General features: G+C 64.9%; 24 protein-coding genes. 4 read left to right on the top strand and 20 right to left on the bottom strand.

All coding sequences use genetic code 11. The features are described from left to right. Positions 1–210: 210 nt before the first annotated feature. From EGO55_RS17615 to EGO55_RS17625, 3 genes are all read left to right on the top strand, one after another. A complete protein-coding gene (locus EGO55_RS17615; protein ID WP_021246285.1) occupies positions 211–1,002 on the top strand; it encodes a helix-turn-helix transcriptional regulator in 792 nt (263 codons plus the stop codon). A gap of 193 nt (positions 1,003–1,195) precedes the next feature. Further along, positions 1,196–1,981 carry a type IV toxin-antitoxin system AbiEi family antitoxin gene (locus tag EGO55_RS17620; RefSeq protein WP_021690794.1) on the top strand — a complete coding sequence of 262 codons (786 nt, stop codon included), beginning with the start codon at positions 1,196–1,198 and terminating at the stop codon, positions 1,979–1,981. 4 nt (positions 1,982–1,985) lie between these two features. Beyond that, a complete protein-coding gene (locus EGO55_RS17625) occupies positions 1,986–2,906 on the top strand; it encodes a nucleotidyl transferase AbiEii/AbiGii toxin family protein (RefSeq protein WP_021690793.1) in 921 nt (306 codons plus the stop codon). A gap of 213 nt (positions 2,907–3,119) precedes the next feature. Here EGO55_RS17625 and EGO55_RS17630 read toward each other — a convergent pair whose 3' ends face one another. Continuing rightward, positions 3,120–3,473 (bottom strand): hypothetical protein, encoded by a 354-nt coding sequence (locus tag EGO55_RS17630; RefSeq protein ID WP_013846840.1) that lies wholly within the window; start codon positions 3,471–3,473, stop codon positions 3,120–3,122. Positions 3,474–4,070: 597 nt separating this feature from the next. On the opposite strand from EGO55_RS17630, the gene EGO55_RS17635 reads away from it, so the two are divergent. Beyond that, positions 4,071–4,529, top strand: coding sequence for a hypothetical protein (locus tag EGO55_RS17635; protein ID WP_021246288.1), 459 nt, complete (start codon positions 4,071–4,073; stop codon positions 4,527–4,529). Here EGO55_RS17635 and EGO55_RS17640 read toward each other — a convergent pair. The 19 genes from EGO55_RS17640 to EGO55_RS17730 all read right to left on the bottom strand — a co-directional run bounded on the left by EGO55_RS17640 (position 4,526) and on the right by EGO55_RS17730 (position 25,020). Continuing rightward, the gene (locus EGO55_RS17640) at positions 4,526–8,296 is read right to left on the bottom strand and encodes a conjugal transfer protein TraG N-terminal domain-containing protein (protein ID WP_021690792.1); all 3,771 of its coding nucleotides are present in this window, start codon (positions 8,294–8,296) and stop codon (positions 4,526–4,528) included. The two genes, EGO55_RS17635 and EGO55_RS17640, sit on opposite strands and share 4 nt — an antisense overlap. A gap of 14 nt (positions 8,297–8,310) precedes the next feature. Next, a complete protein-coding gene (locus EGO55_RS17645) occupies positions 8,311–9,735 on the bottom strand; it encodes a conjugal transfer protein TraH (RefSeq protein WP_021246290.1) in 1,425 nt (474 codons plus the stop codon). A 45-nt stretch (positions 9,736–9,780) separates the two neighbouring features. Next, positions 9,781–10,365 carry a hypothetical protein gene (locus tag EGO55_RS17650; RefSeq protein WP_021246291.1) on the bottom strand — a complete coding sequence of 195 codons (585 nt, stop codon included), beginning with the start codon at positions 10,363–10,365 and terminating at the stop codon, positions 9,781–9,783. Next, the gene (locus EGO55_RS17655; RefSeq protein WP_021246292.1) at positions 10,362–11,234 is read right to left on the bottom strand and encodes a conjugal transfer protein TraF; all 873 of its coding nucleotides are present in this window, start codon (positions 11,232–11,234) and stop codon (positions 10,362–10,364) included. Before EGO55_RS17655 ends, EGO55_RS17650 begins: the two co-directional genes overlap by 4 nt. Next, positions 11,231–11,842: a S26 family signal peptidase gene (locus tag EGO55_RS17660; protein ID WP_021246293.1), complete on the bottom strand. Its 612-nt coding sequence runs from the start codon at positions 11,840–11,842 to the stop codon at positions 11,231–11,233. The genes EGO55_RS17655 and EGO55_RS17660 overlap by 4 nt, the downstream gene beginning before the upstream one ends. After that, a complete protein-coding gene (locus EGO55_RS17665) occupies positions 11,814–12,695 on the bottom strand; it encodes a type-F conjugative transfer system pilin assembly protein TrbC (protein ID WP_021246294.1) in 882 nt (293 codons plus the stop codon). Before EGO55_RS17665 ends, EGO55_RS17660 begins: the two co-directional genes overlap by 29 nt. Then, positions 12,667–13,785 carry a conjugal transfer protein TraN gene (gene traN / locus EGO55_RS17670; RefSeq protein ID WP_021246295.1) on the bottom strand — a complete coding sequence of 373 codons (1,119 nt, stop codon included), beginning with the start codon at positions 13,783–13,785 and terminating at the stop codon, positions 12,667–12,669. The genes EGO55_RS17665 and traN overlap by 29 nt, the downstream gene beginning before the upstream one ends. Further along, entirely contained in the window at positions 13,782–15,725 is a 1,944-nt protein-coding gene (locus EGO55_RS17675) for a hypothetical protein (protein ID WP_013846831.1), read from the bottom strand. Before EGO55_RS17675 ends, traN begins: the two co-directional genes overlap by 4 nt. Positions 15,726–16,044: 319 nt before the next feature. Then, positions 16,045–17,043 (bottom strand): TraU family protein, encoded by a 999-nt coding sequence (locus EGO55_RS17680; RefSeq protein ID WP_021690790.1) that lies wholly within the window; start codon positions 17,041–17,043, stop codon positions 16,045–16,047. Between the two features lie 14 nt (positions 17,044–17,057). Next, positions 17,058–17,723: a conjugal transfer protein TraW gene (locus tag EGO55_RS17685; RefSeq protein WP_021246297.1), complete on the bottom strand. Its 666-nt coding sequence runs from the start codon at positions 17,721–17,723 to the stop codon at positions 17,058–17,060. Beyond that, positions 17,713–17,949, bottom strand: a complete 237-nt coding sequence (locus EGO55_RS17690; RefSeq protein WP_021246298.1) for a hypothetical protein — start codon at positions 17,947–17,949, stop codon at positions 17,713–17,715. The genes EGO55_RS17685 and EGO55_RS17690 overlap by 11 nt, the downstream gene beginning before the upstream one ends. Beyond that, a complete protein-coding gene (locus EGO55_RS17695; RefSeq protein WP_037484338.1) occupies positions 17,946–18,455 on the bottom strand; it encodes a hypothetical protein in 510 nt (169 codons plus the stop codon). The genes EGO55_RS17690 and EGO55_RS17695 overlap by 4 nt, the downstream gene beginning before the upstream one ends. Further along, positions 18,452–18,865 (bottom strand): hypothetical protein, encoded by a 414-nt coding sequence (locus tag EGO55_RS17700; RefSeq protein ID WP_021246300.1) that lies wholly within the window; start codon positions 18,863–18,865, stop codon positions 18,452–18,454. Before EGO55_RS17700 ends, EGO55_RS17695 begins: the two co-directional genes overlap by 4 nt. Beyond that, positions 18,862–19,188 carry a hypothetical protein gene (locus EGO55_RS17705; RefSeq protein WP_013846825.1) on the bottom strand — a complete coding sequence of 109 codons (327 nt, stop codon included), beginning with the start codon at positions 19,186–19,188 and terminating at the stop codon, positions 18,862–18,864. The genes EGO55_RS17700 and EGO55_RS17705 overlap by 4 nt, the downstream gene beginning before the upstream one ends. After that, positions 19,185–21,701: a TraC family protein gene (locus EGO55_RS17710; RefSeq protein ID WP_021246302.1), complete on the bottom strand. Its 2,517-nt coding sequence runs from the start codon at positions 21,699–21,701 to the stop codon at positions 19,185–19,187. Before EGO55_RS17710 ends, EGO55_RS17705 begins: the two co-directional genes overlap by 4 nt. Continuing rightward, complete coding sequence (locus tag EGO55_RS17715) at positions 21,698–22,285, bottom strand: TraV family lipoprotein (RefSeq protein ID WP_031291881.1); 588 nt, start codon at positions 22,283–22,285, stop codon at positions 21,698–21,700. The genes EGO55_RS17710 and EGO55_RS17715 overlap by 4 nt, the downstream gene beginning before the upstream one ends. A gap of 35 nt (positions 22,286–22,320) precedes the next feature. After that, positions 22,321–23,634 (bottom strand): TraB/VirB10 family protein, encoded by a 1,314-nt coding sequence (locus tag EGO55_RS21415; RefSeq protein ID WP_021246304.1) that lies wholly within the window; start codon positions 23,632–23,634, stop codon positions 22,321–22,323. Beyond that, on the bottom strand, positions 23,631–24,398 hold the full coding sequence (locus EGO55_RS17725) for a type-F conjugative transfer system secretin TraK (RefSeq protein WP_021246305.1): 768 nt from the start codon (positions 24,396–24,398) through the stop codon (positions 23,631–23,633). Before EGO55_RS17725 ends, EGO55_RS21415 begins: the two co-directional genes overlap by 4 nt. Next, positions 24,382–25,020 carry a TraE/TraK family type IV conjugative transfer system protein gene (locus EGO55_RS17730; protein WP_021246306.1) on the bottom strand — a complete coding sequence of 213 codons (639 nt, stop codon included), beginning with the start codon at positions 25,018–25,020 and terminating at the stop codon, positions 24,382–24,384. Before EGO55_RS17730 ends, EGO55_RS17725 begins: the two co-directional genes overlap by 17 nt. Positions 25,021–25,025 lie beyond the last annotated feature (5 nt).

Here is a 25,025-nt window from a genome sequence, read left to right on the forward strand (position 1 = left end):
AGGTTTCGCAGGAGAATAATACCGGCGGCGGTGTCGCGGATCCTGAGCCAGGTTTTCGAAACAGCGAATCCACGATTGCCCTAGCAGCCTCACGCGTCAGCCATAGCGCTGGCTGACGGCTGTGAATGCCCCCTATCTCCCATAGGTATCACAACGGCTTCTTCTGGCACGTTTGCCGGTGCACGGCCAACACAACCCAAGGAGGATGCCATGTATGTCAATGCCAGAATGCGTGAGACACTCTCACGCTTCAATGCCGCTTCTTCAATGGAAGCGCTGCTCGCCGCCTTAGCTGATGCCGCCACGAAAATGGGCTTCCCCTATGTCGCGATGATCCAACATGGCGGCCTCCCACGCTTGGTCGAACGGGCGCTGGTTATTACCAACTATCCGGCGGAGTTCGTGCGTTTCTACACCGAGAGCCACGCGTACGTCATCGATCCAGTCTATGAGGTGAGCCAGTTGCTGGACCGCCCGTTCAGCTGGGACGAGATTCCCGGTTATGTCGATCTCACAGGCACACAATCAGCCCTGTTCGAAGAAGCGCGGCTGCATGGTCTCGTCCACGGTGTCACCGTGCCGCTCCACATACCGAGCGAATCCCATGCGTCTTGCACTTTCGCACGCGCGGAGCCGATCATGGCTTCGCCATCGCTACTGACGACGCTCCACATCGTCGCTGCCTTCGGGTTCAAGGCGGGCCTCAGACTACATCATGCCTCGCGCGGACATGACGTACCCAGGCTCACGCGCCGCGAAGCTCAATGCACGGCATTGGTCGCCGTCGGCAAGAGCGATTGGGAGATCAGCCAGATACTCGGTCTGAGCGAGACCTCGGTGCGCTATTTCGTCTCCCACGCAAAGCAGCGTTACGGCGTCTACAAGCGCTCAGAGCTTGTCGCCAGGGCGCTCATCGACGCGCAGATCCTTCGAAACGACCAAGGGATCATTGAGGCTGGACCCCGCCGCCCGCGCCACAGGGCGAAACGGCGCAGTCCTTGACAGTCCTGTCGGTGTCGCCGTGTTGCGCATCCCGTCAATTGGCCCGCGAATCGCCATGCCTAGGGCGGATAAGTGTATTGACCTACGGTCGCACGATCCAGTTTGCCGAGCTCTGATAATGCCAAGCAAGGCTTAGCCAATTTCGAAATTAATAAACTCGACAGTAGTTTCCCAATCTGTCAAAATGCATAGCATGGCTTCGCAAACATTAGGAAAATTAAACCGGCTGCAACGGGATCTCCCAGAGAGCCTGCTGGTCGACGCGGCATGGATGGAAGCCCATGGTTACTCATCATCGCTGCGGAGCCAATATGTTCGCGCGGGATGGCTCGATAGCCCGACCCGGCGCGTCTATCGCCGCTCGCGTGGACCGCTCACCTGGGAACAGGCCGTTATCTCACTGCAATCCCTGTTGGACCTGCCTTTGACAGTTGGCGGGCGCACAGCGCTCGAACAGCAGGGCTACGCTCATTATCTCTCCATAACGGTGCGCGAAGTCCATCTCTATGGGCCAAGCCGGCCGCCGACATGGCTCGACAGCCTGCCACTCGATGTCTCGTTCCGCTGGCATAACAGCCTCCGGCTGTTTCCAGTCGACGGCGAGATTCCTCCCGAGCCTGCGCCCCGGATGTCCAGCACCGCCGGCACGACCTTGCCGATCCGCTGTTCGAGCAAGGAACGCGCCGTTCTCGAACTGCTCGATGAGCTTCCCCATGAGAGCTTCCATCAGGTCGACATGCTGATGGAAGGAATGAGCGACCTCAGCCCACGTCGCCTTCAGACACTTCTTGAGGCGTGCGCGAGCGTAAAAGTGAAGCGTCTCTTCCTCTTCTTCGCGGATCGCCATGGCCATGCCTGGCGTTCGAAGCTCGATGTTTCCCGCCTGGATCTCGGATCGGGCAAACGCGTCCTGGTCAAAGGAGGGAAGCTCGACCGGCGCTACAACATCACCGTGCCCTCCGACCTGGCGGGAGAATAGCTGTATGGCGTTTCTCGACGGCTACCGGAGACAGGTCGCTCTTCTTCTGCGTGTTATGCCTCACGTCGCGAAGGAGGATATCTTCGCGCTGAAAGGCGGAACAGCGATCAATCTGTTCGTGCGTGACCTGCCGCGACTTTCGGTGGACATCGACCTCACCTATCTGCCGATCGAGGACCGCGCGACCTCGCTCGCCACGATCGATGCGGCGATGCTGCGGATCAAGGAACGCATCGAGGAAGGACTGGTCGGAGCCAGGATTCATGCGTCGCGTTCCGCTGACGAAAAAATCGTCACCAAGCTCATCGTTCGTGCGGATGATGTGCAGATCAAGATCGAGGTCACGCCAGTGTTGCGCGGGACGGTCTATGATCCCGTCGTTATGGGTGTCGTTCCCGCAGTCGAGGACGCCTTTGGTTTTGCTGAGATTCAGGTGGTGTCCTTCGCCGATCTCTATGCGGGAAAAATCGTGGCGGCGCTCGACCGGCAGCACCCTCGCGACCTCTTCGACGTCCGCGACTTGCTGGCGAACGAAGGCGTCACAGACGATTTGCGACGTGCATTTCTCGTCTACCTCGCCAGCCATAATCGCCCGATGGCCGAGGTTCTCGCTCCCGCCCGTAAACCGCTCGCCGAGGAGTTCGAGCGCGGTTTCGTCGGAATGACTCACCAGCCGATCACTCTGGCGGAACTGGAATCAGCGCGTGAAGACATCATCGCGCGCATGGTTGCCGGGATGCCTGACACTCATCGGCAATTCCTTGTCGGCTTCAAGCGTGGTGAACCGGACTGGGCGCTTGCGGGCATTGATGAGGCGAGGCGACTGCCCGCGGTCTTGTGGAAGCAACGTAACCTGGACCGGTTGGACCCTGGCAAGAGGCAGGAGCTTGTTGCCGCGTTGGAGAAGCAATTGCTGCCGGGATAGGTCAGGCGCCCCTCCGACGCCTGCAGGTCAGCCTGTTTGCGGCGAGCAGCGCGGAAGGGTGGTGGTTAGGTGAAGTGCGGGAGCAGCGAGGAAAGGGTGGAGGTGATGGGAGAGGGAGCCGCTCGCGTTTGGGACCAGCAGGTACATTGAAGGCTTACGGTTCGACATGGATTTTGGCGGAATGGCCGGGCAATGTCTTTCCGCTAGCGCTGCCTATATTCTTGGTGATGCAGGCGCGCGAACATAGCGCACAGCGTGGTCGAGGCGCTCCGCCGCGTCGGCCTCGCTGATGCGGAGGCGGCGTGCGATCTGGCCAACGGTAAAGCCGTCATTGCGATGAAGGAACAAGGCCCGCATGGTCAGGTGCGGTAGATCGGTAAAAACAGAATCCCATACCTCGCCTTCTTCCCCCATCTTGCCCGACGACCCCATGACCCTCTCAATCACATCGTGGAGATCGGCAGCAGCGGGTTCCTGCAAGGCGTATAGGATCGCCAAGGACTGCTCCATCATTTCCAGCGCTTGTTCTTTCAATTCGTCGTTGCCCGGCTCGTTACCGCTCCCCATGCTCTCACCTCCTTCTTAGTTGCAGAGGAGCATGACAGAAATCGCGGGATTTTCATCAACAACAACCCCCAACTTGGATATTGTTGTGCGCTGGCTTTTTGCGCGAAGGTGCCATGCGCTATTTTATGATTTCCGAGCCGTTAGCCGGACTTCAGATTTTGAAAACATCATGACTGCCAGCCTTACAGGTCGCGCCGCCGCTCGCATCAGCGGAGGTGCCGAGAATGGGGTTGCCCGGGGATGGAGATGCTCGAGATATGGAAAATGCACGGTCTCGTGCCGACCTTGTAAGTCATATGCCCAGCAGAAGCGGCTGAGACGCAGTCCGTGTTGGACACCGCAAAAGCTGTCCCAGCCGCGACATTTACCGGAACTGGCAAGAACGACCGTCATGCATTGACATTGGTGACGGTTATTGCGGCGGCGCCAATACCCTCTCTCTGGAATTGACGCCGCCACATCGATCCCTGTTCGCAAAGATGGGTCAATGCCGATAGATTAGAAGCGTTGTTCCCAATCGGTTTCCAGATCGAGCCGATTCACAAATGATGGAACACCGACAGAATTCTGCTATAGTCCTCCAGTGAGGATATAGCGATGAACAACGCCGCCCATATTCAAGCGCCCGAACCGGCATCGCCTCGGCTGAAACCGTCCGATTGGCTCTGGCGTCCGTGGTACGCGAAGCTGTGGTGGTCGGCAATTCCGGTCTGGTGGATTGGCATGGCTACATCGACCAGGATCGCGCCGCTTGAGGCGTTCTACGACAGTGCGGCGGCCGGTTTTCTCAACCTCCTGTTCTTTCCGATGACGGCACTCATGGTGCTTGGACTCGGCTATGTGCAGCAGTGGGTGGCCGGGTTTTCATCGACGGGCGAGGGTACGCCTGTGTCCGATGAAGCGGTGGCCAGAACCTCCAAAAGAATGTGGGAGGAACATGAGCGAGGAATGGAAGACCTTCGTGCTGGCACCGATATATTCGATCCACGGTCGGGAGGTCTCTACATCGGCAACCCGCTGAGCCTTCAGCACCCTAGTCGGTTCTTCAAGCACTAACGATTCTTGAAGCTGCTGTCGCCATCGCCGGGGCTGCCATCCACGTCCGTAGAAAATCTACCGCTCTTCAGGACGGAGTTCTGTTCGACCGAAGTCAGGGGCCCGGTAATGTCGAAAGTTGCCCGGCCGGAATCCGCATCATGGAGATATCGGTTGCGTATGCCATCCGGGCCAAGAATCCGGTCCGACAGTTCACGCGAGAAGGTCGCCGCCGGGTCGCTCGAGCGCGCGGCTTCGCGCTCGGCGGCGGCAATCGCTTCGCGCACGTCGTAGTTGACGATGTCAATCGACGACTGTGCTGTCTCGTTGCTGATTCCGACGTCACGACTTTCAAAACCAAGACTGGCGCCCACTCGACCTGAGGTCGACGTGGTCTTCTGTGGCGACTGCGCTTGGCCCGCTTGCTTGCCTTTCTCTGCAGGCTGCCCGCGACCGCCTATCGCCTCCGATTCATCGACCCCAACCGAGCCTCCGAGTTGAGCGCCGACGCTTGTACCGATCGTGACATTATCCTGCGCGGATCGCGAGAGCCCGCGCTGCCACCCGGTCTGCGCGATGATCGCCTGCACGTCGCGCGTAAGCGTATCGGCCACCTGCGGGTTCAGACGCCAGTTGCCATGACGGTCCATCTCGAACCCGCCCTTGAGCCAGTTCTGCATCATCGCCTGGCCCTGTTCGCCGCTGCTGAGGAAATGCTCGATCGTGTCGGGCCCGGCCTGTTTCCCTGCCTCGAACCGCGTAGAGGTATCGTTGCGGGCCGATTGCTGGAACCCGACCGAGCTGGAGACGAGAAGATCGTTGTCGGCGAACGAGAACCTTGCCCGCCCGCCATTGGCGACCGCGCCCAATTGGCTCTCGTTGATGAGCCCGCCGCGCCACATCTGCGCCGCCGTCTCCGGGGTGAGATTGAGGCTCAGATCGCCATTCTGCGCCATGGCGATCTGCCGCTTCGACATGTCGACACCATGATCGGCCAGCAGCTTCTGCATGCGCGTCAGGCGCTCATTATCGATGATCCGCGTCATCCGTTCGTTGCGAGCGCGGTCAGCGATCCCGGCCGCACCACCTTCGGCCATGTCGACCTGATTGCCGGCGCCCTGCGACAGCGTGCGGATGAAGCTGTCGAGATGTGCGGCCTGGCGCACCGACATGCCCGCGGCGGCCGCGCCTTCCGCGAACCCGGCATTGTCGGCCTGTCGCCGCTGCTCCCCGATCCGGGCGGCCGAGCGCGTACCGTCGTGACCGACCTCACGCTGCGCGTCGAGCTTGCCCGACCGCTCCGCAAAATCGAAGCCCGCTGCCTCGCGGGTGCGGCCATAGACGCTGGCGCCCTCGCGCGCGGCCTCGACGGTCGCACCGTCGGCGGTGCCGACCTGCACGGCGGCATTGTAGGTTTCGAGCGCCCGCATGACCTGCGCCTCGTTGCGGCCGGTTGCGCGGGAGAGTTGGGAAATGGCTGTCGACCGAGCCTCTCCGGATAGCGCATTGATAAAGGCGATGCGGCGGGAGGTTTCCTGGACTGAGAGGCCGAGCATGGAGGCGGCGTTGCGCTGGCCCTCATTGCTGCCGGTCCTATGCGCCTGCTCGGTCGCGACATTGCCGCGCTCGATCCGCCTTACATTGTCGCCAGCAAAATCGCGCCGGCCTTCCATCGCGCCGACTTGAATCTGCGCGCCGGTAAGATCGTTGCGCAGCATCTGCTCCTGGTCGAAGGTATTGGCGATCAGTTTGGCGAAGGTCGGATCAGCCGACGCTTGGGCGATCACCGTCGAGGCTTTGAGCGCGGCATCCTTTTGGTCGTAGCCGTTCCTCTCAAAATGCCGCTGGGCTCCGGACAGCATCATGTCATAGGCGCGCGTATCCCCGAACGCCTTCCACTGGACCATCTTCTGCGTGAAGGCCGCGAACGAACGTTCCCCGGATTGCCCCTCGCCAAAATAGCCGGTGCCAAGGCTGCGGAGCGCATCCTTCTCGGCAAAATTATGGATCGCACTGGTCGCGGCATTGTCGCGCACGGCGCGCACGGTCGCGGGATCGGTGAGGCTGCGGCCGGTGAGGGCAGGGGAGAGCCCGCCCAGTTCGCGTGCCGCATCGAGCTTGCCCATGCCGAATGCGGCCGTCCCGCTGGCGCCGCCGCCATGTTCGCCGAGCACGCTGCTCGCGGCACCGAACGCACGGGTTGCGCCGAAGGCCGAGCGCTCCCCGAAATCCCCGAAGTTCGAAGCCGCGCCCCGCCGCGCCATGGTGCCCGCTGCTCCCGCCTGCGCCTCGAGCGCGCCGGCATAGCCTTCGCTGGTGGCAAGCGGTGCGGCGGCTGCCGTGCCCTGACCCTGCACACCGAGCGCGCCGGATGTGAACGAGGTGAACACATTACCGGAGAACCGGAAAACCGTGAAGACGAACGCCCCCGCAAGACCCGCGGACGCGGTGCGGAAACTCCCGAAGATGGCGAGCGCCTTCATCGCGGACGACGGCGCCAGCATCCAGGCATTGGCCGCGACATGGTTGGCGCGCATCTCGGCCAGCACATCGGTCGCGCGGCCGAGCGTCAGCTGATAGATCCCGGCGTCGATCACGCCCCAGAGCGCCACGAAGACGAACAGGCCGAGGGCGAAGGAAGCCACGCGCAGATTGATCGGGGTGAGGATGAACAGCAGCGCGACGGGCATCATGAAGAGCATGATCCCGAAGACCGTCGCCCGGATCGTGGGCATCCACTCGTTGGCCGTCGACATGGTGGCCAGGCCTGACGAGACGACAGCGCGATTGGCCATGACACGCGCCGCCGTTGCAGGACTGTCCTCGAACAGCACATCGCCCACCGTGCTGCCGAGCATCACATTGGTCAGGAACTGCTGGAGCGAGAGCGGCGTATCCATCATCATCTGGCCAAGTTCGCCGATGTTGGAGCGGCAGCGCTGAAGCTGGGTCGCATTGCCGATGTCGTAGCCGGTGCGGGTGCAGACCTGCGCGACATAATTGTCGAACAGCGCAGGTTCGGAGAGGCGTGTCGAGATATGTTCCCACGCCTCGTTGCAGCTCACCGTCGTGCCGCCCTTGTCGGTGGACGTGAACACCGTGCTGAAGGTCGCCGGCCCCGCCATCGCGGCAAAGGCGGCAGGAAGATCGGTCGCCGTGCGGAACAGCTGATCGTCGTCGACGCCATAGGCGGGCGAGACCCGCGCGACCGGATAGCATTGCCGGACATAGTCCTTGATCGTCGCGTCAAGGAACGTGTCGGTCATCGGGCCGCGCGGGCTCGCTGCATTGAGGAACAGGTCGAAACTGTGCCCGCCCGCCCCGAACTCAAGCTTGGCATGGGGATCGGTGGTGTTGTCGTCGATCACTTCCGCGAGCGCGCGCTCCATCATGTTGGTCATGCCCGCGACCAGCACGATGAGGTTCGGCACGTCGCCGACCGGCTGATAGGCGTTGCGGACGCGGTCGTAGACATGGACCGTGCCCGTCGTCGCGACCAGGCCGACGAACAGGCCGACGCCGATCAGCATCTGGAACCCGAAGGCGACGATGCCCATGCCTTGCCCGCGGATGCTGGCGAGCAGGACGCCGAGCGCGATGCCCACCACCGCGACGATCAGCACCAATGTCTCGTAACGCGAATCCCCGAAGATCATCGAGACGAGGCGGAAGGCGTCCACCGTCTCCGCAAAGCCGTCATAGGTGTGGAAACTCGCATCGATCGCCAGCGCGGGACTGGCCGAGAAGAGAGCGATCAGGACCGAGATCGCGCGAACTAAGCGGTGCATGACGCGGCCCTCCGTCAGCGGTTGCGGTTGGCGGCGGCGCCGGCGGCGTCGCGCGCATCACGGTCGCGCTGGCGCACGACCCCGGCATAGTTGGCCGAGAGGTTCGCCTGGTTGAGGGCGGCCATGTAGGACTGGCGCATCTGCGCGCGCTGGCGCAGCACCTCGTCGCGTAGCCCGCTCAATTGCTCAATGCCCTTGGCGAGGATGCGGGTCTGGCAGATCCGGGCGCTGCCGGCATCGGCCGCGCCGGCGGCGGTCACGCCACGTTCGGCATTGGACACGGCAAAATCTATGCTACGCGTGAGGTCGTTGAGCATCTGGTATGCGAGCGTCAACGCGACCAGTTCGTCGGTATCGCCGATCACGCTCTCGACCAGCCCCTGGCGCACGCCCCATTCCAGAAGACGATAGACGGGGAGGGTGCGCACATTGGCGACGAACTGGCGTTCCTCCGCCGTCAGCGCGGCGCGCGTGCGGATCTTGATCGCGATCGACTCCATCCGGCCGCGCGCGAGCACCAGCGCGCCCTTGCCGCTGCCGTCGGTCGAGCAGTCGGCCGAGGTCGGCGGCACCGCGATCGCGCGGGTCTGGACCTTGCCGGTCAGGAAATCATCGACGCTCTCGGTGTCCTGCCGCGCGCAGGCGGGGATAGCCGTGAACAGCGGTACCTTGTCCGCCGGGTCCCAGCGCATATAGACGTCGCCGACGCGGGCGCGCATGACGCCGGCCCAGTCGGACGCGCCGACACGCGCGGCGGCATGGGCGAGGAGCGAGCCGGTCTTGAAGATGTCGGTGACCTCGGCCGGGCAGTTTTCCAGCGCGTCGCGCAGATCCTCGGTCGGATTGCCCTGGTTCGCCTGAATCTTTTCGCGGCTCTGCTGATAGCTCTTGGAGAAGCCCTCGCGGACGCTCTTGTAGCCGGTCATCTCTTCGATGATGCCCGACATATTGTCGTCGCCCCGGGCGATCTGGACCATGCGGTTGGCGAGCCGGCAATCGTTGACCTGGATCGAGTTGAGGAAGTTGGTCGCCGCCTCCATCTTCGAGATGATGTTGCCCATTTTTTCATCGAGGGTTTCCAGCAGGTACTGGAAAGCGACCGCCGGGGCGGCCTGAAGGATGCTTTCGAGCTTCTGGACGAGATAGTCGGGATCGAGGAACGACATGCCGCCCAAAAACATGTCGATTCCCCCGCAGCCCGCGCGGACCTTGGGCAGCGTGACCGACATGAGATAGTCGTTATGGACATCGATCCGGCCCGACATGCCGCCCGCGGTGATATAGCCGCGGGTCTGGTCCTCGAACGAGCCGGGGCTGGTATAGGTCACATTGTCGAACCAGCTTTCGGCCCAGCTTTGCGCACAAGCCGGTGTGGCGAAGGCAACGCAAGCCAGCAGGGGCAAGGCGAGCAGGGTCAGGCGGCGGCGCGGGTTTGCCATGGCGGGCAGCTTTCGTTTGCGCGGGCAAGGGTCTGGCTCCCCATGTCAGTTCCTTGCTCGGTTGGAGGATGGAGGCGTGGGCGCGGCCACGATTCCGGTGAACTTCGCCATGCCGCGCACGCCGACAGCGGGCTTCACCCCGGTCAGCATCTTGGCGGCGAGGTAGAGATTGCGCGCGAGGTTGGGCGCGTGATCGGTGCCGATCGCGACGGGAATGATGCGATTGGAATCGGCGACAGGGCGGACCCAGGCGACCGGATGCCCGACCCATGGCAGACCGAGGCGCCCGGAGCGCAGCATCGCTTCCTGGCTGCCGATCGTGCGGACCTTCCAGCCATAGCGTTGCCCCAATGTGCCGAGCCGCGCCCAGAGATCGGCGCAGGGGATGCAGCCGGGCGCCGTGCTCATCTCGACGATGAACGCGGGGGCCTGGCCTTTCATGGTTTCGGCGAAGTCGGGCGGCCAGTCGCGCGTCACCGGAACGCGGGCGAGCCATTGGCGCATCTTCGCGTCGGTGGCGACCGGGTGGATCGCCGCGCGCATCGCCTGTTCGTGCGTCGGCGCCTGCGCGTGCGCGGATCCATTGGCCATGAGCATCGCCGTAAGCAGGATGGGGGCAAAGCGGATCATGGCCGGGGTCCCATCCGAACGTCCACCAGATCGCCGCCCAGGACGCGCGGATCGGTGGCGGAGACCGGGCCGTTGGCGAGCGCGTCGAAGAACCCGTCTTCCTCGCCCGCGCCGGTCAGGAACTGTTCGGGCCGGATATCGCCCGCGAGCAGCCGGACCGCCTGGTAGGCCATCTGGATGAGGTTGGGATAGGCCTCGACCCCGCTGGCGATCACCATGCGCTGCTGGCTGCCCCGCCGGATCACCATCGTCGTGGGCGTGACCTCGACCCCGAAGCGCTGCGCGAGTTCCGGCTTGCGGTCGATGTCCTGAAGTGTGACCTGCCAGCCCATCTCGTCCTGGAAGCGCTGGACGATCGGCCACTGGACGCGGCAGTAGCCGCAGGTCGAACGCGAGAACATGACCAGCGCGAATTCATTGGCGCGGCTACGCAGATACTGGCGGCGGACCTGATCCTTCTGAGCGGAGAGTTGGTCACGCGCCTCGCCGACCATCGGATTGGCGGACTTGGCGTTGAGTTCGGGATTTTGCAGCATGGCGATCTGCGTGACACCGGCGAAGGCTCGGGCCTTGCGCCGGGCGAAGTCCTGCAGACGCCAGAAATCCGCGACCGCATCGACGGTGAGCACGGTCGCCGCGTAGTCGCGCTGTTCCTCGATCAGCTTCCTGATCTTCGGCGGCGTCCAGGTGGCCAGTTCGACCATCGGCGGGATCACCGGCTTTTTGAGAGCGTCGGGATCGGCATCCTCTTCCGTGGGTTTGGGCGGCGCCTGATACCACCAGTAGCCGGTGCGTTGCTCGCCGGTCTGCGCATGGACAGGCAGGATCGGCAGGAGCACCGCCACGATGAGGAGGGCGAGGCGGATCACAGCAGCTTCTCCATGCGCTTCAGCCGCTCGATCTCGACCGGGCCGTAGTAGCGGCTGTCGAACCCGCTGGCGTGCGACGAGCCGACATAGATCATGCCCGGCGGGATCGTTCCGATCATCGGACGCCAATGGTCGAGCTTCTGCCCATTGTGCCCATAAGGCTTGCTGATCCCGAGCAGCTTGCCGTTGCAATAGTACCAGCCATCCCATTCGCCGGGATGTATGGGGCCAGATGCAGACGACGGCTTCTCGATCCAGTCGATGCGGTCGCCCGGCAGGCACAGCGCCATCTTGGTAACATCGACCGGCTTGGGACCGGCGAGCGGATGCGACAGGGTAAACGATACGAAATCGCCGCGATGGATCGGCCCCGGCGCCTTGCGGACGAGCCAGGCGTCGATCGACGGGCTCATCACGATCGTCGCCTGGGGAATGGCCCACCACGTCAGCAGGCCCACCGGCAGGACGATGCCGAACGCCTTCCACAACTGTTCGGGTCGGGGTGGCTGGCCGAGCCCCGAACTGCCGAGCGCGACCGCGGCCTTGAGCGGCAGCAGCTTCAGTTCGGCCCAGCCGGATCTAGCGGCCCTGAAGGCGAGTCTGAGCATCGCGCACCTCCTGCTTGCCGCCGAGGCGGGCATATTCTTCGAGCAATCCTGAAAGTGCGGCGTCGCCGTAGATGACATGCGCGGCGCGCGGGGCATCATCCTCGCGCTCGCAATAGGGCAGCGCCGGATCGCCGGGCACCATGGCGAGTGCGGGGACGCGGGTGACGCCGTGCTGGCGGAAAATGAGCGGATCGACGATCAACTGCACGTCGCGCATCGCGCAGGCCGGGCCTTCGCATCCCGGATCATGGCGCAGGATTTCCGCGGAGAGTTTCGCCATCGGCGCGACCTTCGTGAGCCCGCCGGGCATCCCGCGAAAGGCCAGCACGCCGCCGACCCGTTCGAGCTGCCCGGCATAGATGCGCAATGTCGTCACCGGCATCGAGGACGAGACGAACAGCACCGGCACCCAGCCTTTGGTTTCGGGAGGCGTGGTGATGCCGGCTACGGCCTGCATGTCGGGCGCATCGAGACCGAGCGCCTGGCCGAGCCGTCTGGCCATGGCGTCGTGCTCGGCGGCCATGGCCTCCTTGCCGTTGTCGAGCGCGGTTCGCGCCCGCGCATCCATCGCCGGCGACGGAGCGCGCTTGCGCAGCCCCTCGAAAGCGCGGCGGCGGGTCTCGTCCGATGGCGTCGGCAGCGCGGTCGGACCGCGCATTTCCGCTTCGGCCTTGCGCGCGGCGGTGGCGCGTTCGAGCCGGTCCATCGCCGTGTCGCCTTGCTCTTGCGCGCGCTCCCTCGCGCTTACCGGCGGAGCGGTGTCCTGCGCTGGCGCGGAGGTGGAGAGGAAAGCGATACCGGCCAGCGCGAGCGAGACGCGCGCGTTATTGGCCGATGACCTGCATATAGGCATCGATCTTGTCCTTCATGTCGATCTGGATGTCGGCCTGGGCGCGGGCCTCGATTTCGGAATAATATTCGGAGAGGTCCATCTTGCTGAAATCCAGCGCCTGGAATTCCTCGGGGGTGAATCCGCGGCAATAGGGGTTCTTCGGCGTGCCCCAGCCAAGGCCGTTGAAGCTCTTGAGCTGCGGGCGACCCTGTTCCTGGATGATGCGGCCAAGCTTGGTGTTGAAGCAGCAGTGGCCCTTGGATTTCTGCACGCAGATGCCGAGGATCTTCGAGGAGCAATACGTCCCGACCTCGTGGCACATGCCCGACCCGCGCAGCATGCCCACTTCCATGTCCTGCTGGTCACAGCCGGACAGGAGGAAATCCATCATGAAATTGATCGCGAGACTGATGGCGATCGAGGTCGGATCGATCCCGGCGATGATCGCGTTCGCGCCGGAGCTCGCGGCCTGGCCGGCGGTCGCGCCCGCCTTGAACGCGCCATAGGCGGCCTTCATGCCGGTGAAGACGCCTTTCGCCACCGCGATCTTAGTGCCGATCGACGAGATGGACGAGCCCATCCCGTCCTTGACGATCTTGCCTTTGTCCTTGCAGCAGTTCGAGAAGGTGGTCTTGAGACCCGCTGGGCGGCAGCGCACCGCGCGTCCCGCGAATATCTCGATATTGCCGAGGCAATGCCCTTCGGCATCGACTTCGCCATCGGCAGGCGCGCCGGGATCGTCGACGATGGGATCGTCCTCAATTCCGGTGCCGTCGCTGCCGGTGCAGGCATTGGGCGAGCACATCGGCGTGCCGCCGCCGACCGGCGTCAGGCATGAGTGCTGGCTGCCGAGCGGGCAGCTATACGCGCCCTCGGCATCGGCCACGCACATCACTTGCTGGATCGGGCAGAGCCATTCTTCATCCGCCATGATCGTGCAGTTCGCGACCTCGCCAGGATCACCGGCATCGCCGTTGCCATCGAGATCGACCGCGCAGACCGGGAGCGTTTGCGCTTGCGCTGGCGTGACATGCCCCGCGAGCAGCAAGCCGTACAGGCCGAGCGCAAGCAGCTGTGCGCGCTTCCGCCAGGGAAGGAGGCGCCCGATCATCGGACTTCCCCCGTGCAGACCATGTCGGCCCCACCGAGGCGGACGGTCTGCATCATGACGACGGCTTCGGGAAAATCGTCGAGGCAGCCGCAGGCCGAGACGATTTCCTCGCCCGGACCCACAGGGCAGACATCGCCGCCGCCTGCCGCCGTGCAGGCATGGTAGAAGGTGTCCCACCCGACAGGCGCATTCTGTTTCGTGCCGACCACTCCGTCGAGGGTAGCCGCCGTATTGCGCGCGGGCGCGCGGGTCTTGCAGACCGGCTCGCAGGCCGGAACCGAGCCGCGATCGGGCAGCGCGAAGGGCCGTGACGCGGTGGCATAACCCCCGTCCGAGGTCCTCGTCCGGTCGGCCAGCATGGTCTCGGTCGAATGGTCGATGATATAGGCGCCGCGGCTCAGATCAGGTTCCGGCATCGATCCGGTATCGACGGTACAACGATAACGGCGCTGACGCTCGAACCATGGCCGCGCGAGACGGAGCGAGCAGGCGCCGCTCTCGAACAGGCGTGCCTGGGGGAGGGGTGTAAGGCCGGTGCCGACGCCGTTGCGGAACGTCTCGACGCCATCGACGCTTTCGTCATGAAGCGCGCAATTGACGTCGCCGGCATAGCCCGCGCACAGGTCGACGATCCGCTCGGTCGGGTTGCAACTGAGGTCGAGCATTGCATCGAACTGCGCGAAGGCCTCTCCTTCACCGCCGACCGCGATGCGCATGGAAATGACATGCTCGCCGCGGGTCAGCCACGGCTTGAGGTCGAGATTGGGATAGGCATGCCAGGTCCGTTTCCGCTCGCACTTGCCGGGCGGCAGGCCGGTCCCGGTCCAGTTCGCCGGATTGGACAGCACGAGCTCGCCGTCGATGCGAAGCTGGAGCCAGTCGTCGAAGAAATAGTGCGAGAGCCGGAACTGCGCGAGGCGATCGGGATCATCGATCCGCAGCCGCATGGAAAACTCGAAGATGCGGCAGCTCCCGCCTCGCAGGCTGTCGTCGCGCGGCGAGCCCATCTGCAATGTGAGCTGATCGGGTGCGGGCGCATAGATCGCATAGGCGCCGCCGAGATGCGCGATCACATCGTCCGCCTTGACGGCGTTCAACGACACCTCCCGCGTGATCGTGCAGGACCGGATCTGCTCGGCCTTGCCGACGCCGGCGGGCGAGCCCTTGAGCGCCTGGAAGATGCTGTTCGATGCGGCGACGCTCGCGGCATCGCCCTGGATCGTGGCGGGACTGGCGCGATAGGCCGTCTGCGGGAGCGCGGGGTTGGGCGAGCAGGCCGTGCTTTGGGCGCCAGTGTAACGGATGGCCGGGCCGTCGATCACCGCCTGCGCGACGCCGACGCGCGGATCGGCCGTGGTGAGCGCGCCGATGACGCCGCCGCCCAGGTCTTTCAGCACCGAGGCCATATTGCCCCAGACGAGGTTGCTGCCGCAGCTGTTGTTGATGCAGTAGCAACCGGCGAGATCGGTCAGGTCGACTTGCGCGAGCTTGAGATCGCCGCCTGACGCAACATCCCATTTGAAGCTCTTGCACTGGTTCCAGGTGCCCGGCTGACAGGAGACGACGCCATTGGCGCAAATGCCCGATACCGGCACCGGCAGGGTCAATGTCTGGTCGACCGTGCCGTCGAGATCCTTGTCGCGCGATATCCGCAGCGTGCCGATATCGCCGGTCGCCGCCGGCTGCGCGATCAGTTCGAGCAGCGTCGCCGTCTTCTGGCACGCTATATTGGGGTTGAACGTCCGGCTGTTGTCGACTGTCGAGATCGGTTGTCCGGCAAGCCCCGGCGTCAGATAATTCTGCTGGATCGCATCGCTGTCCGAGGTCTTCGCGCGGGATGCTTCGGCGGCGGCGCGGGCGCGGTCCTCGACCGTCTGGGCCGAGAGCGGCGCCGGCGCCAGAGCGCTGGCCGCGAGGAGGAGGATGCCGCGCTTCACCATGGCGTCCTCGCGCGGGTGGTTCGCGAGCCATGGGCGAAGCGCAGCACGTCTCCCGCCCGGAACGCGCTGGATCCGGGCGAGAGTATCCTGAAGACGGCCTGTCCCTCAAAAATGGTCAGCGCGGCCGCCACCGGAGATACGGCGGGAGGGGGCATTGCCGGCCCCGGCGGGGGGCTTTCGGCCGCGCTGACCGAGGGGGGAGCGGCGGTTGAAAGGCACACCGCCGCTCCTTCCGCGCGCCCGCTCACGGTGGGGAGCGTTCCGTGACGAGCGGGGCAGCTACCCGCGCGAGACGCACGGTTTGGGGGAAGCGATCTGCTCATGGCGTGGAAATCCCCGCGCAGCAGATCGCCTTCTCGAACAACATGAATTGGGCATTGTCCTTGCCCGGCGCGTGCTTGCCCGATGTCCAGAGCGCGCCGGGACGGCCGATGTTGACGCACTTGCCGCCCTTGACCGGCTCCATGATCTGCATCTTGTAGCGGCTCTTGGTCCAGATCGGCTGCGGCTTGAACGAGCAGCCGTCCGCCGAGTGGATCGTGAGAGCGCCCAGCCTGCCCATCATGAACGTCGAGCGCGCGGCGAGACCCGCCCAGGCCTCGACGCTGTCCCCGAAATGGATGTCGCCGGCGACCGGATAGGTCGCGCCCCAGGAGCCCATGCACCAGAACAGGGGATCGATGACCTTGCCAGCAGCTGCGGCGGCGCTGTCGGCCATACAGGCGAGGCCGGCCGCCGGATTGCCGAACAGGATGCCTTCGGGCTGGATGATAGCGCCCAATGTGCCCGACTGCCAGGTCGGCAGCACCTCGGTGATCATCGCGACGTCGAAGCCATCATCCTCGATGCACGGCAGGTCCGTGAACATGTCGAGCATCTTCCAGACCGGCGAGATGTAATAATGCGCCTGCGCGAACATCTTGCGGGTGTTGGTGCCGTCCGAGATCGACGACTGGCTGCCCTGCAATTTCCCACCGGTCGGCATGAGATCGACACCGAGCGCCATCATGCAGCCCGGCTCGGTCACGACATCAACCATGCGATTGGGTGACCAGAACGAAACCTTGACCCCTAACCAGAAGGTCGCACCCTTGCGGCAGGCGCAGAGCGGTTTGGAGGCCGACTGGGCGTCCAGTTCCTTGTCGAGCTTATCGTAGGAGCCCACCCGCACGCCCCCGATCGTGATCGGGAAGATGCAGTTCCAGCGCACCTTGGTGATCGGATTGAACACGGTGCCCGCCTCGCATTTGGAGGCATGCGCAGGCGTGGCGGGCGCGACGAGCGCCAGAGCGAGGGCCGCCGCGCCGGTGCGCAGCATCGAGATGAGCCGACTCATGGGATGGCCTTTCGTACGGGAGCGCGATCGACGCGCACCTCTGTCAGCTCCAGCTTCTGGCCGACCTGCCGGACGATCACGGGCGCGACGGTGAGGCCCAACCGCTCCTTCACGCGCTCCTCGAGAATGAAGAGGGCACGGCCGTGCTTCTCGCCAAGCGAGAGCGCATCGTCCTTTGCGTCCCCACCGCCGGTGAGGATGATCCAGTCGGTGAGCGCGGCGGTCTTCAGCGCCCAGCCCAGATCGCGGGGATGCACGACCACCAGCTTCTGCGGCAGCGACACATAGGTCAGCGGGTTGAAGGTGAAGCCCGCAGGATAGAGCAGCTTGCCGTCCGGCAGCCGGATTTCCTGATCGAGCGTGTAGAACGGCACAACGCTGCGAACCTGGTTCTGGCGCGCGACACCGAGCGTCGCGCCTTTCAATGCGCTCCAGCCCGAACGCGGCCCGAACTTTTCGGCCATATTGGGCGGCTGCTTTGCGGCACGCGCCTCGATCTCGGCCATCGCGTCGGGCTCGGCGATCGGCCATGTACGACCAATGGTCGATGTCTCGGCGTGGGCCACCCCCGCGACGATCAGCGCGCCGGCCAGACACCCGGCGATGAGCGCGGACTGGATGGCGAGGACATGCCAGCCTTGGGGGACACGTCTATCGACCACGGCGGCGCTCCCTCCAGGGAACGGCAGGCGTACGACTCTCGCCGCAGACCGCGCAGATGAACGCGGTGACGCCCAGGAACAGCGTGAGCCAGATCAGCGCCTGGCTGCCGCCGAGGTCGGGGGCCGACCAGAGCACCAGCGAAGACTGGAGGATCAACAGCAGATGGGTGCCGACCAGCAGGCGAATGGATGACGGACAAGGCGCGCCGGAGAAGATGCCGTTCATCGGCCCCACCTTTCGGCATGTCGGGCGAGGGCATTTGCCATCCTCGACGCGCGGTGCAGGAACCAAAGTCCTCCCCGCACAAGCGCGATCGGCGTCAGGACAAGAATGGCCGCCCGCATGAACAGGGGCATTTCCGGGACGAGCAGGAACAGGCCGACGATGATCGAGGCCGCCGCCGCTTCGAGGCCCACGATCTGCCGAAAGCGCAGAGCCGCGATCCTCTCGTCCCGACCGGACGTATATTCCATGGCAAGCGCGGAACGGGTCATGATCAGGAGCACGGCTTCATTCGAGCGATGCAGGCGTTCGACGTAGGCTTCCTGCGTCTCGCCCGGCAGGCGCGGGGCCATCCCTGGACGGATCAAAAGATTCTCCGGCCGTTTTCCGGGACGAGGAGGGATTTCGTCGATCCCGCCGTCGATCTGTCGGGCAAGCCAACGGATCATGTCGCCGATCAGCGGCCGGATCGACGACGGGTCGGGCGAGCCGGAGAAGCTGCCGTTCATGCCCATCTCCGTGCCCTCCGCGTGACCAGCCAATTCGGGATGCTGTCGATGATGCGGGCGATGCCGATCGCCAGCGCGGCGCCGGCAATTCCGGCACAGGCGATCAGCCCGGCCATGAGCGGCACTGGCAGCACGCTGTCCGCGGCCCCGCACAAGCCAAGAGCGGCATAGGCCAGGGCGGTGATGACCGGCCCGGTGAAGGTTAGCAGGAGAGCGTGCCGCCGCCAGCGCTGGCGCTCGCTTTCTAGGATGGTCCATTGCGCATCGCGAACGGACGCGAGGAACCGGACCCGGTCGCCCAGTTCCCACTGGCAGCGGACCAGGTAGTCGTGAAGGGATTCGTCCGGCCTGCGCACGACGAGGGTCAGGCGCTCATTGCCGCCACTGGGCGGGAGTATGTCCAGCATCATCTTTTCCTCCTGAGTTTTGCGAGCAAGCGGCCCGCGGCCCCGGTCAGGCCGATGAGGATGAGCCCGGTCAGGAAACAGCCGCCGCCAACGATCGCCGCGCCGCGAAGAACGATGCCAGCGGGCTGTTCGAGCACCAGCCCGGCCGCGAGCACGAGCGATGCGATCATCACGGATTCGATGACCACCAGGCGGAAGCGCCAGCGCAATGCGTCGGCTTCCGCCCGTGCGGCGACGCGCGCCTCGATGATCCGCTCGATATCCTCATCCGGGCTCTCCACGAGCCGGAGCGGCAACTGGTCGGGGGAGGGGGAGCGCCGCGTCATGACAGCGCGCTCCGCTTCAGCGGCGCTGCGTCATCGAAGGACGTGCCGATTATCCCGGCGGGATCGACGCCGGCGAGATCGCACACCGCTTCGAGCGGCGAGCGTCCGGCGCGGACCAGCGCCTCGAACGCGGCCACGTCTTCGGGCGCGGAGGTGTTGATCCAGTAGCTGAACGGATCGACGACGAGCCGGGCGATGCCGAGGCCAAGCGGGCTGTCGATGAAGACTTCCGAATAGTTCGGTTTGTTGTTGCGGACCGATTTCAGGAGGTCGAGGACGAAACCCGAATAGTCGAGGATCTTGTTTTCGACCGCCTTGTCATAGGTCGATCCCTGCAGGAGGAAGCGCGTCGCGGCATTTTCCAGGATCACCTGTCCCGTGCCGCCGAACAGCAGCAGATCGTTCATGCTCTGGAGAATGATGCCGAAGCTGCCGCGATATTTTCGGGCGCGGCGATAGCCCTGGCTGATCGCCTCGGCGAGGCGCGACAGGTCCTGGCCCTCTTCGCGGGTCATGAACTGCGCGGCTTCATCGCACAGCACGAAGCGGGGGCGATCACGGGCGGACAGGTAGAGTTCCTGCGTTACCGCGTTGATCACCACCATGACGACCACGTTGAACAGGTCAGGCATGGCCTTCAGGCGCTCGAGTTCGAGCACCACGAATTCATCGTTCGAGATGTCGAACGTGCTGGGACCGTTGAAATAATGGCCGTAGGCTCCGTCCGACCCGAAATCACGCAGGTTGAAGGCCAATTCGCGCGCCGTGGGCACGAGGTGGTCGACCCGGTCGAGATCGGAGACGGTGTTGGCCGGATAGGAGCCGAGCCATTCGCGCACCGCATCGATCCCGGCTTCCGCGCGGCCGCTCTCGATCGCCCATTGCACGGCGGACTTGAGCAGGTTCCATTCGGACGTGGTGACGCCCTTGCGCGTCCCGGCGTTGGCCATCTCCGCGACGATCGACACCGCCATCGAGATCGCGGACTCTCGATCGTCGCCGTCGAGAGCGAGCCCCAGGTCGAACGGATTGAGGACGAGATGCTCTTCGCCCAGATCGATGTAACGGCCCGAGCAGAGCGTGCAGAGCTTCTTGTAGCTGCCGCCGATGTCGATGATGCGGATGAGCGCGTTCTGCGCGAAATACTGCTGGCACAGGTTATTGAGCAGGAAGCTCTTGCCCGCGCCCGATTCCGCCGAGACGATGAAGTTGTAGTTGTTGATACGCGGATCGAAGAGGTCGAGCGTGATGAGCTGCCCCTTGCGGCCCGTGTAGAGCAGCGCCGGCCGCCCGCCGCCCCGGAAATCGGTTTGGATCGGCGACATCAGCACGCCCGCGCGCACCGGCACGCGGAAATCGCGCTGCAGCATACCGATCGTGCGTCGCTCGGGGTACAGGCCGAAGGGCAGGCTCGCGGCCAGCAGGATCGGGTTGAGGTAGGATTCCTCCTGGACCATCCACGGCAGCGGTTCGCTCTCCCACAGCCGCTTGGCGCGCGCCGCCATCTCGCGGGCCTGATGGCGGTCGCGGCCGAACACCCACATGGTGGGGATTACCGAGACGAACCGGGTGTTTCCGGCCTCGTCCAGGATCCACCCGATCTCTTCGATCTGCTTGCCGACCTCGACCGCGAAGGACCCCGCCGCCTTCTGCGCCGAGAGAATCTGCGCGCGCTTGTGGATCTCGAAGGCCGAGTGATCGAAGAGGACATTGAGCGTATAGAGGAACGGCCCGCCGATCTGGTCGCTGTCCTCGGACGACCCGCGCATGCCGCCGGTGAGACGATTGGCACGTTCGGCGGTGATCCGCCGCGGCGGCGACTTGGGCGTCAGACAGCGCGCCACCTGGTTGCCCAGATATACTTCCGGCCCGTCGAAGCGGAGCGCCGGCCCGGCATCGATGATCTGGCGGCGCAGCGGCACGTCGGCGGTCTGGGTGAAGACGCCGGGCGCGGGCGCATGAACGCCGTTGAAAATGCGCCGGTAGAGCGAGATGATCTCGCTCGGCGCCATCGGGCGGATGCCGAGCTTGGCGAGCTGCTCCTCGATCTGGCGGCGCAGGTCGCTGTCCATCGGCGCGCGCGTCTTGACCGACAGGAATGCGCGGAAATCGCGGATCGGGATGCCATGCAGGGCCTTCAAGCCCATGGTGCCGGCGCGCAGATAGTCGAAGGTGCGCCGGGCCGAGGCCTGGATGAGCGGATCGGGCCGTGTCTTGAGGTCGAGAAAGGCGTCGAGCGCATCGTCGATCAGCGGGTCGGCGAAACTCTGGAGCTGGAGGATCGTGCCTTCGGGAAAATTGACGTTGAGCAGCCCCAGCAGCGCCTCATGGACATGGGCGAACATGTAGGGGGAGGGGATCAGCTCCCAGCTATAGCCCCAGCCATCGTCGATGGTGAGGAAGGCCTGTTCTTCCTCGACCCAGGCGGCGAGCGGAAGAAAATCGGAATAGCTGTCGCGCTCGACGCTGCGGCGCAGCCGCGCCAGCGTCATGCCCGATTGATAGCTGGTCATGGCCGGGCCCCCGCATCATTCTGGCCATCGTCGGGGCGGTCCCTGACCTGTTCGAGCACGTTCGCGCGGGACGCGGGCGAAACCGGGGCGACAAGATAGTCGCCGACCACCCATTGCGGGCGCTCGACCAGCGAATAGACATAGCGCGGCATGTAGAGCCGGTCGGGCCGCTGGCGGTCGGCATAGGGCAGGATCAGCGTCCGGACCGAACGCGGGGGCTTGAGCATCGGCGTGACCGGCTGCTCGATCAGCCCCTGGAGCTCGCGATAGACGCTATCGCGATAACCGGCGAAGGCGCCCGACGTTGTTCCAGTGGAACCGCGCGCGGCCTTGCCGTCCCTGAGCAACTTCCTGTCCCTGGTGACCGCCGGATCGGACTTCGACGCGACGCCCGCAACGGCATCGGCATAGGCCTTCTCAGGGTGGATGCACTGGCCGTGATCGTCGTTCTTGCAACTGAACTTCTCGCTATAGGGCGACATGATCGAGCCCATCGTCGCGCAGCCGCTCAGCATGAAGGCGGCGCAGACCGGAAGAAGCGGGGAGAGGGCGCGCGATCGGCGCGCGGGCGATAGAGGCCGCATGGGCGATACTCCCTGTTGGATGAGGAGCCGGCGCATCAGAACTTGCTTCCGGCGGTCGGCTTGATATCGAGGGTGACGCCCTCCTGGATCACGACCACGACGTCCTTCGCCGCGCCGACCTCAACGATCGGCCCCGCCTGGCGCGCGAGATCGAGATAGAAATCGGTGAGCTTCTCGGACGATCGCGACAGGCCGCCGGCGATGCCGGCCTTGGCGGCGTCGCCCGCATCGAGCGTGCGCACCGAACCCAGCGCCGAGGTCGAGACGTCGCCGACCGTATTCTGGACCGTATCGGCGACCCCGGTGATGGTCCCGGCGATGAACGCGCGGGCAAGGGCCGCGCCGGCGCGGGTGACGACCTTGCCGGAGAGGCCCTTCTTGCCGTCGGCGTCGACGAAGAAGCCCTTGATGGGCTGGTCGACCACCGAGCGTTCGTCGAAATCGACGCAAGAGAGGCTGACCAACTGGACTTCGACCCGTTCCTTCGCGAGGCTGCCGGTGGCGTTGCCGATGACGAAGCAGCCGGCGAGGTTGGCTTTGACGTCATTGGGCAGGACGGCGGGGGCTTGCACCCGCGCGATCAACGGTTCGGGATTGTTGGTCGCATCCCGGCTCGCCAGCGCATCGATCCCGGTCAGCAGCCGCGCCTTCATGAAACCAGGTGGCAAATAGATGGTCCGCGTCTTTTTTTTAGCGGCCTGTGCCCCATCGGCGGCCGCGACCGGACTGGTCGCGGCGCCGATCGCGCCCACGGTCTTCTCGACCGGCGGGGCCGGAGGCGCTGGCGGCGCGGCGGGCGGCGCGGGCGGCTTCGCGACGGAAGGATCGATGTCACCGGTCGCGGGCGGTTCGGGAAAGTCGGGAACCGAGCCGGGGATCGCCGGAGGAAGATCGCCGTCCAGCGCATGGGGCGGCGTGCCGGAACCGGGCGCGACCTTGCCTTCCTCGATGGCGGAGACGCGATCGCCGAGCAATTGCTGTCCATCAAGAATCTTCTGCAGGTCGCCGCGCAGCTTGACCTCTAGGCTGTCGCCGCGAAGCCCCGCGCCCATGTCGAGCTTCGAACTGGGCGATGGCGCGGCCTGCTCGGTCTTGTCGCCGCTGGCCGTGTAGAGGCCGAGCCCCAGCACGCCGATCGCACCGGCAACGCCAAGCTGCCTCAAACGCAGCTGCTGGCGTGCGGTCAGCGTTTGCCACCGCGTCTTGAGATCGAGCAGCGCGGGGCCGCGCGTATTCTCGCCAGGACGAGGGCGGTCCGCCTCATAGCCGTCGAGGTCGAGTTCCTCCGCGCGATCGGCAGGACCGCGCCCGCGGGGCCCGCGACCGCCGCGAGAGTCCCCGCCGCTCATTGCCCGGCTCCCCGGCGAACGACGATCAGCCGCGCGGCTTCCCCGGCCTCGATATTGCCCCGGTCGAGGGTGATCGCGAAGATGTTGGCGCCGAGCGCGCCGTCGAGAAAACCGCGTTCGTCGAGCTGCGCGCCGCCGGCGGCAGAGACCAGATATTCCGATGCCGAGAGGCCGGACCCGTCGATTTCGATGCGGCGTCGTTCCTCCAGCGTGGCGCCCGGCAGCGTCGCGAGCCGGATCGGCCCGGATCGGGGCGCAACGCTGGTGAAGCTCGCCGGGATCCGGTCCTGGAGCATCGAGAGCGTGATCGAGACTGCACGCTCTTCTTCGACCAGGGGTCCTAGCAGTTCCTCATTGGCGCGGGCGCGCTGGGGAGCGCCGGGCTGGAGCATCACCGTCTGCGCCGGAATATCCGACGGCTCGGCATAGAGCGCATAGACCGCGCCGTTGCAGGTGATGAAGAACTCAGACGGCACGGTGACGAAGCTGCGCGTCACCATCCCGGCGTCGTCGATCTCGCGAACGAGGAACTTGATCCAGGCGTCGGAACCGGCGCGCTCCACGGCGATCGCCTTTTCGGCGCTGAACCTGACGTCCTCGATTTCTCCGCCCGAACAGATGACATGGTTGATGTCGCGGTTTGACAGGCGGATCGTGCTGGTCTGGTCGGGCAGAACCATGATGGATTGCGCGGCGGCCGGAGCGGCAAGCGACAGGGCGAGCAGCATCAGGCTCGGCCGCGCGGACTTAGCGAGGCTGGACATCGAAATTTTCCTCATTGAGGGCGGTCAGCCAGAAGCGGCCATTGTCGATCACGTAACGGATCCGAAGATTGCCCCGGAACTTGCGGATCACCCCGCCGATCACCCGGACCTTCTCGACCGGCACGAGAATCTCGGTCCGGGTCCAGGTGACGGGCTGGTCGGGGCGGATATAGGTCGCGATCGAGAGCGTCGGATTATTGGCCAGTTCGTCGAGCAGCCGGTTGAGGCTGTCGCGCAGGCTGTTGTAGGTCGAGGGGTGCGTGATGCTCAGCAGTTCCTGGAACTGCCGATCCGCGGAGTAGGCGGAGTAGGTGCCCGAGAGCGACACGACATTGCGCGTGATCGAGCGCAGATAGGCCTCGGACGGCTCGCCGCCCGTGACATAGAGGTCGCCGCCCGCGCCGTAGGGGACGATGATCGTCCGGGTGTTCTGGTTGGAGGTGTAGATCACCGTGCCCAGCACCGCCGTGATCCCGAACAGGCCGATGACGGCGAGCTTCAACAGCCGGTTCTCCTCGAACAGGTTGCTCGCCCCTTGCAGGTAGCGGTGGATGCCATAGCTGCCCGGCTTGCCGATCAGCGGATCGCGTGGGGGTGTGCCGGGGGATTTGCGTCCGAACATGGCCC

The sequence above is a fragment of the Caenibius tardaugens NBRC 16725 genome, from assembly GCF_003860345.1.
Taxonomy (GTDB): Bacteria; Pseudomonadota; Alphaproteobacteria; order Sphingomonadales; family Sphingomonadaceae; genus Caenibius; species Caenibius tardaugens.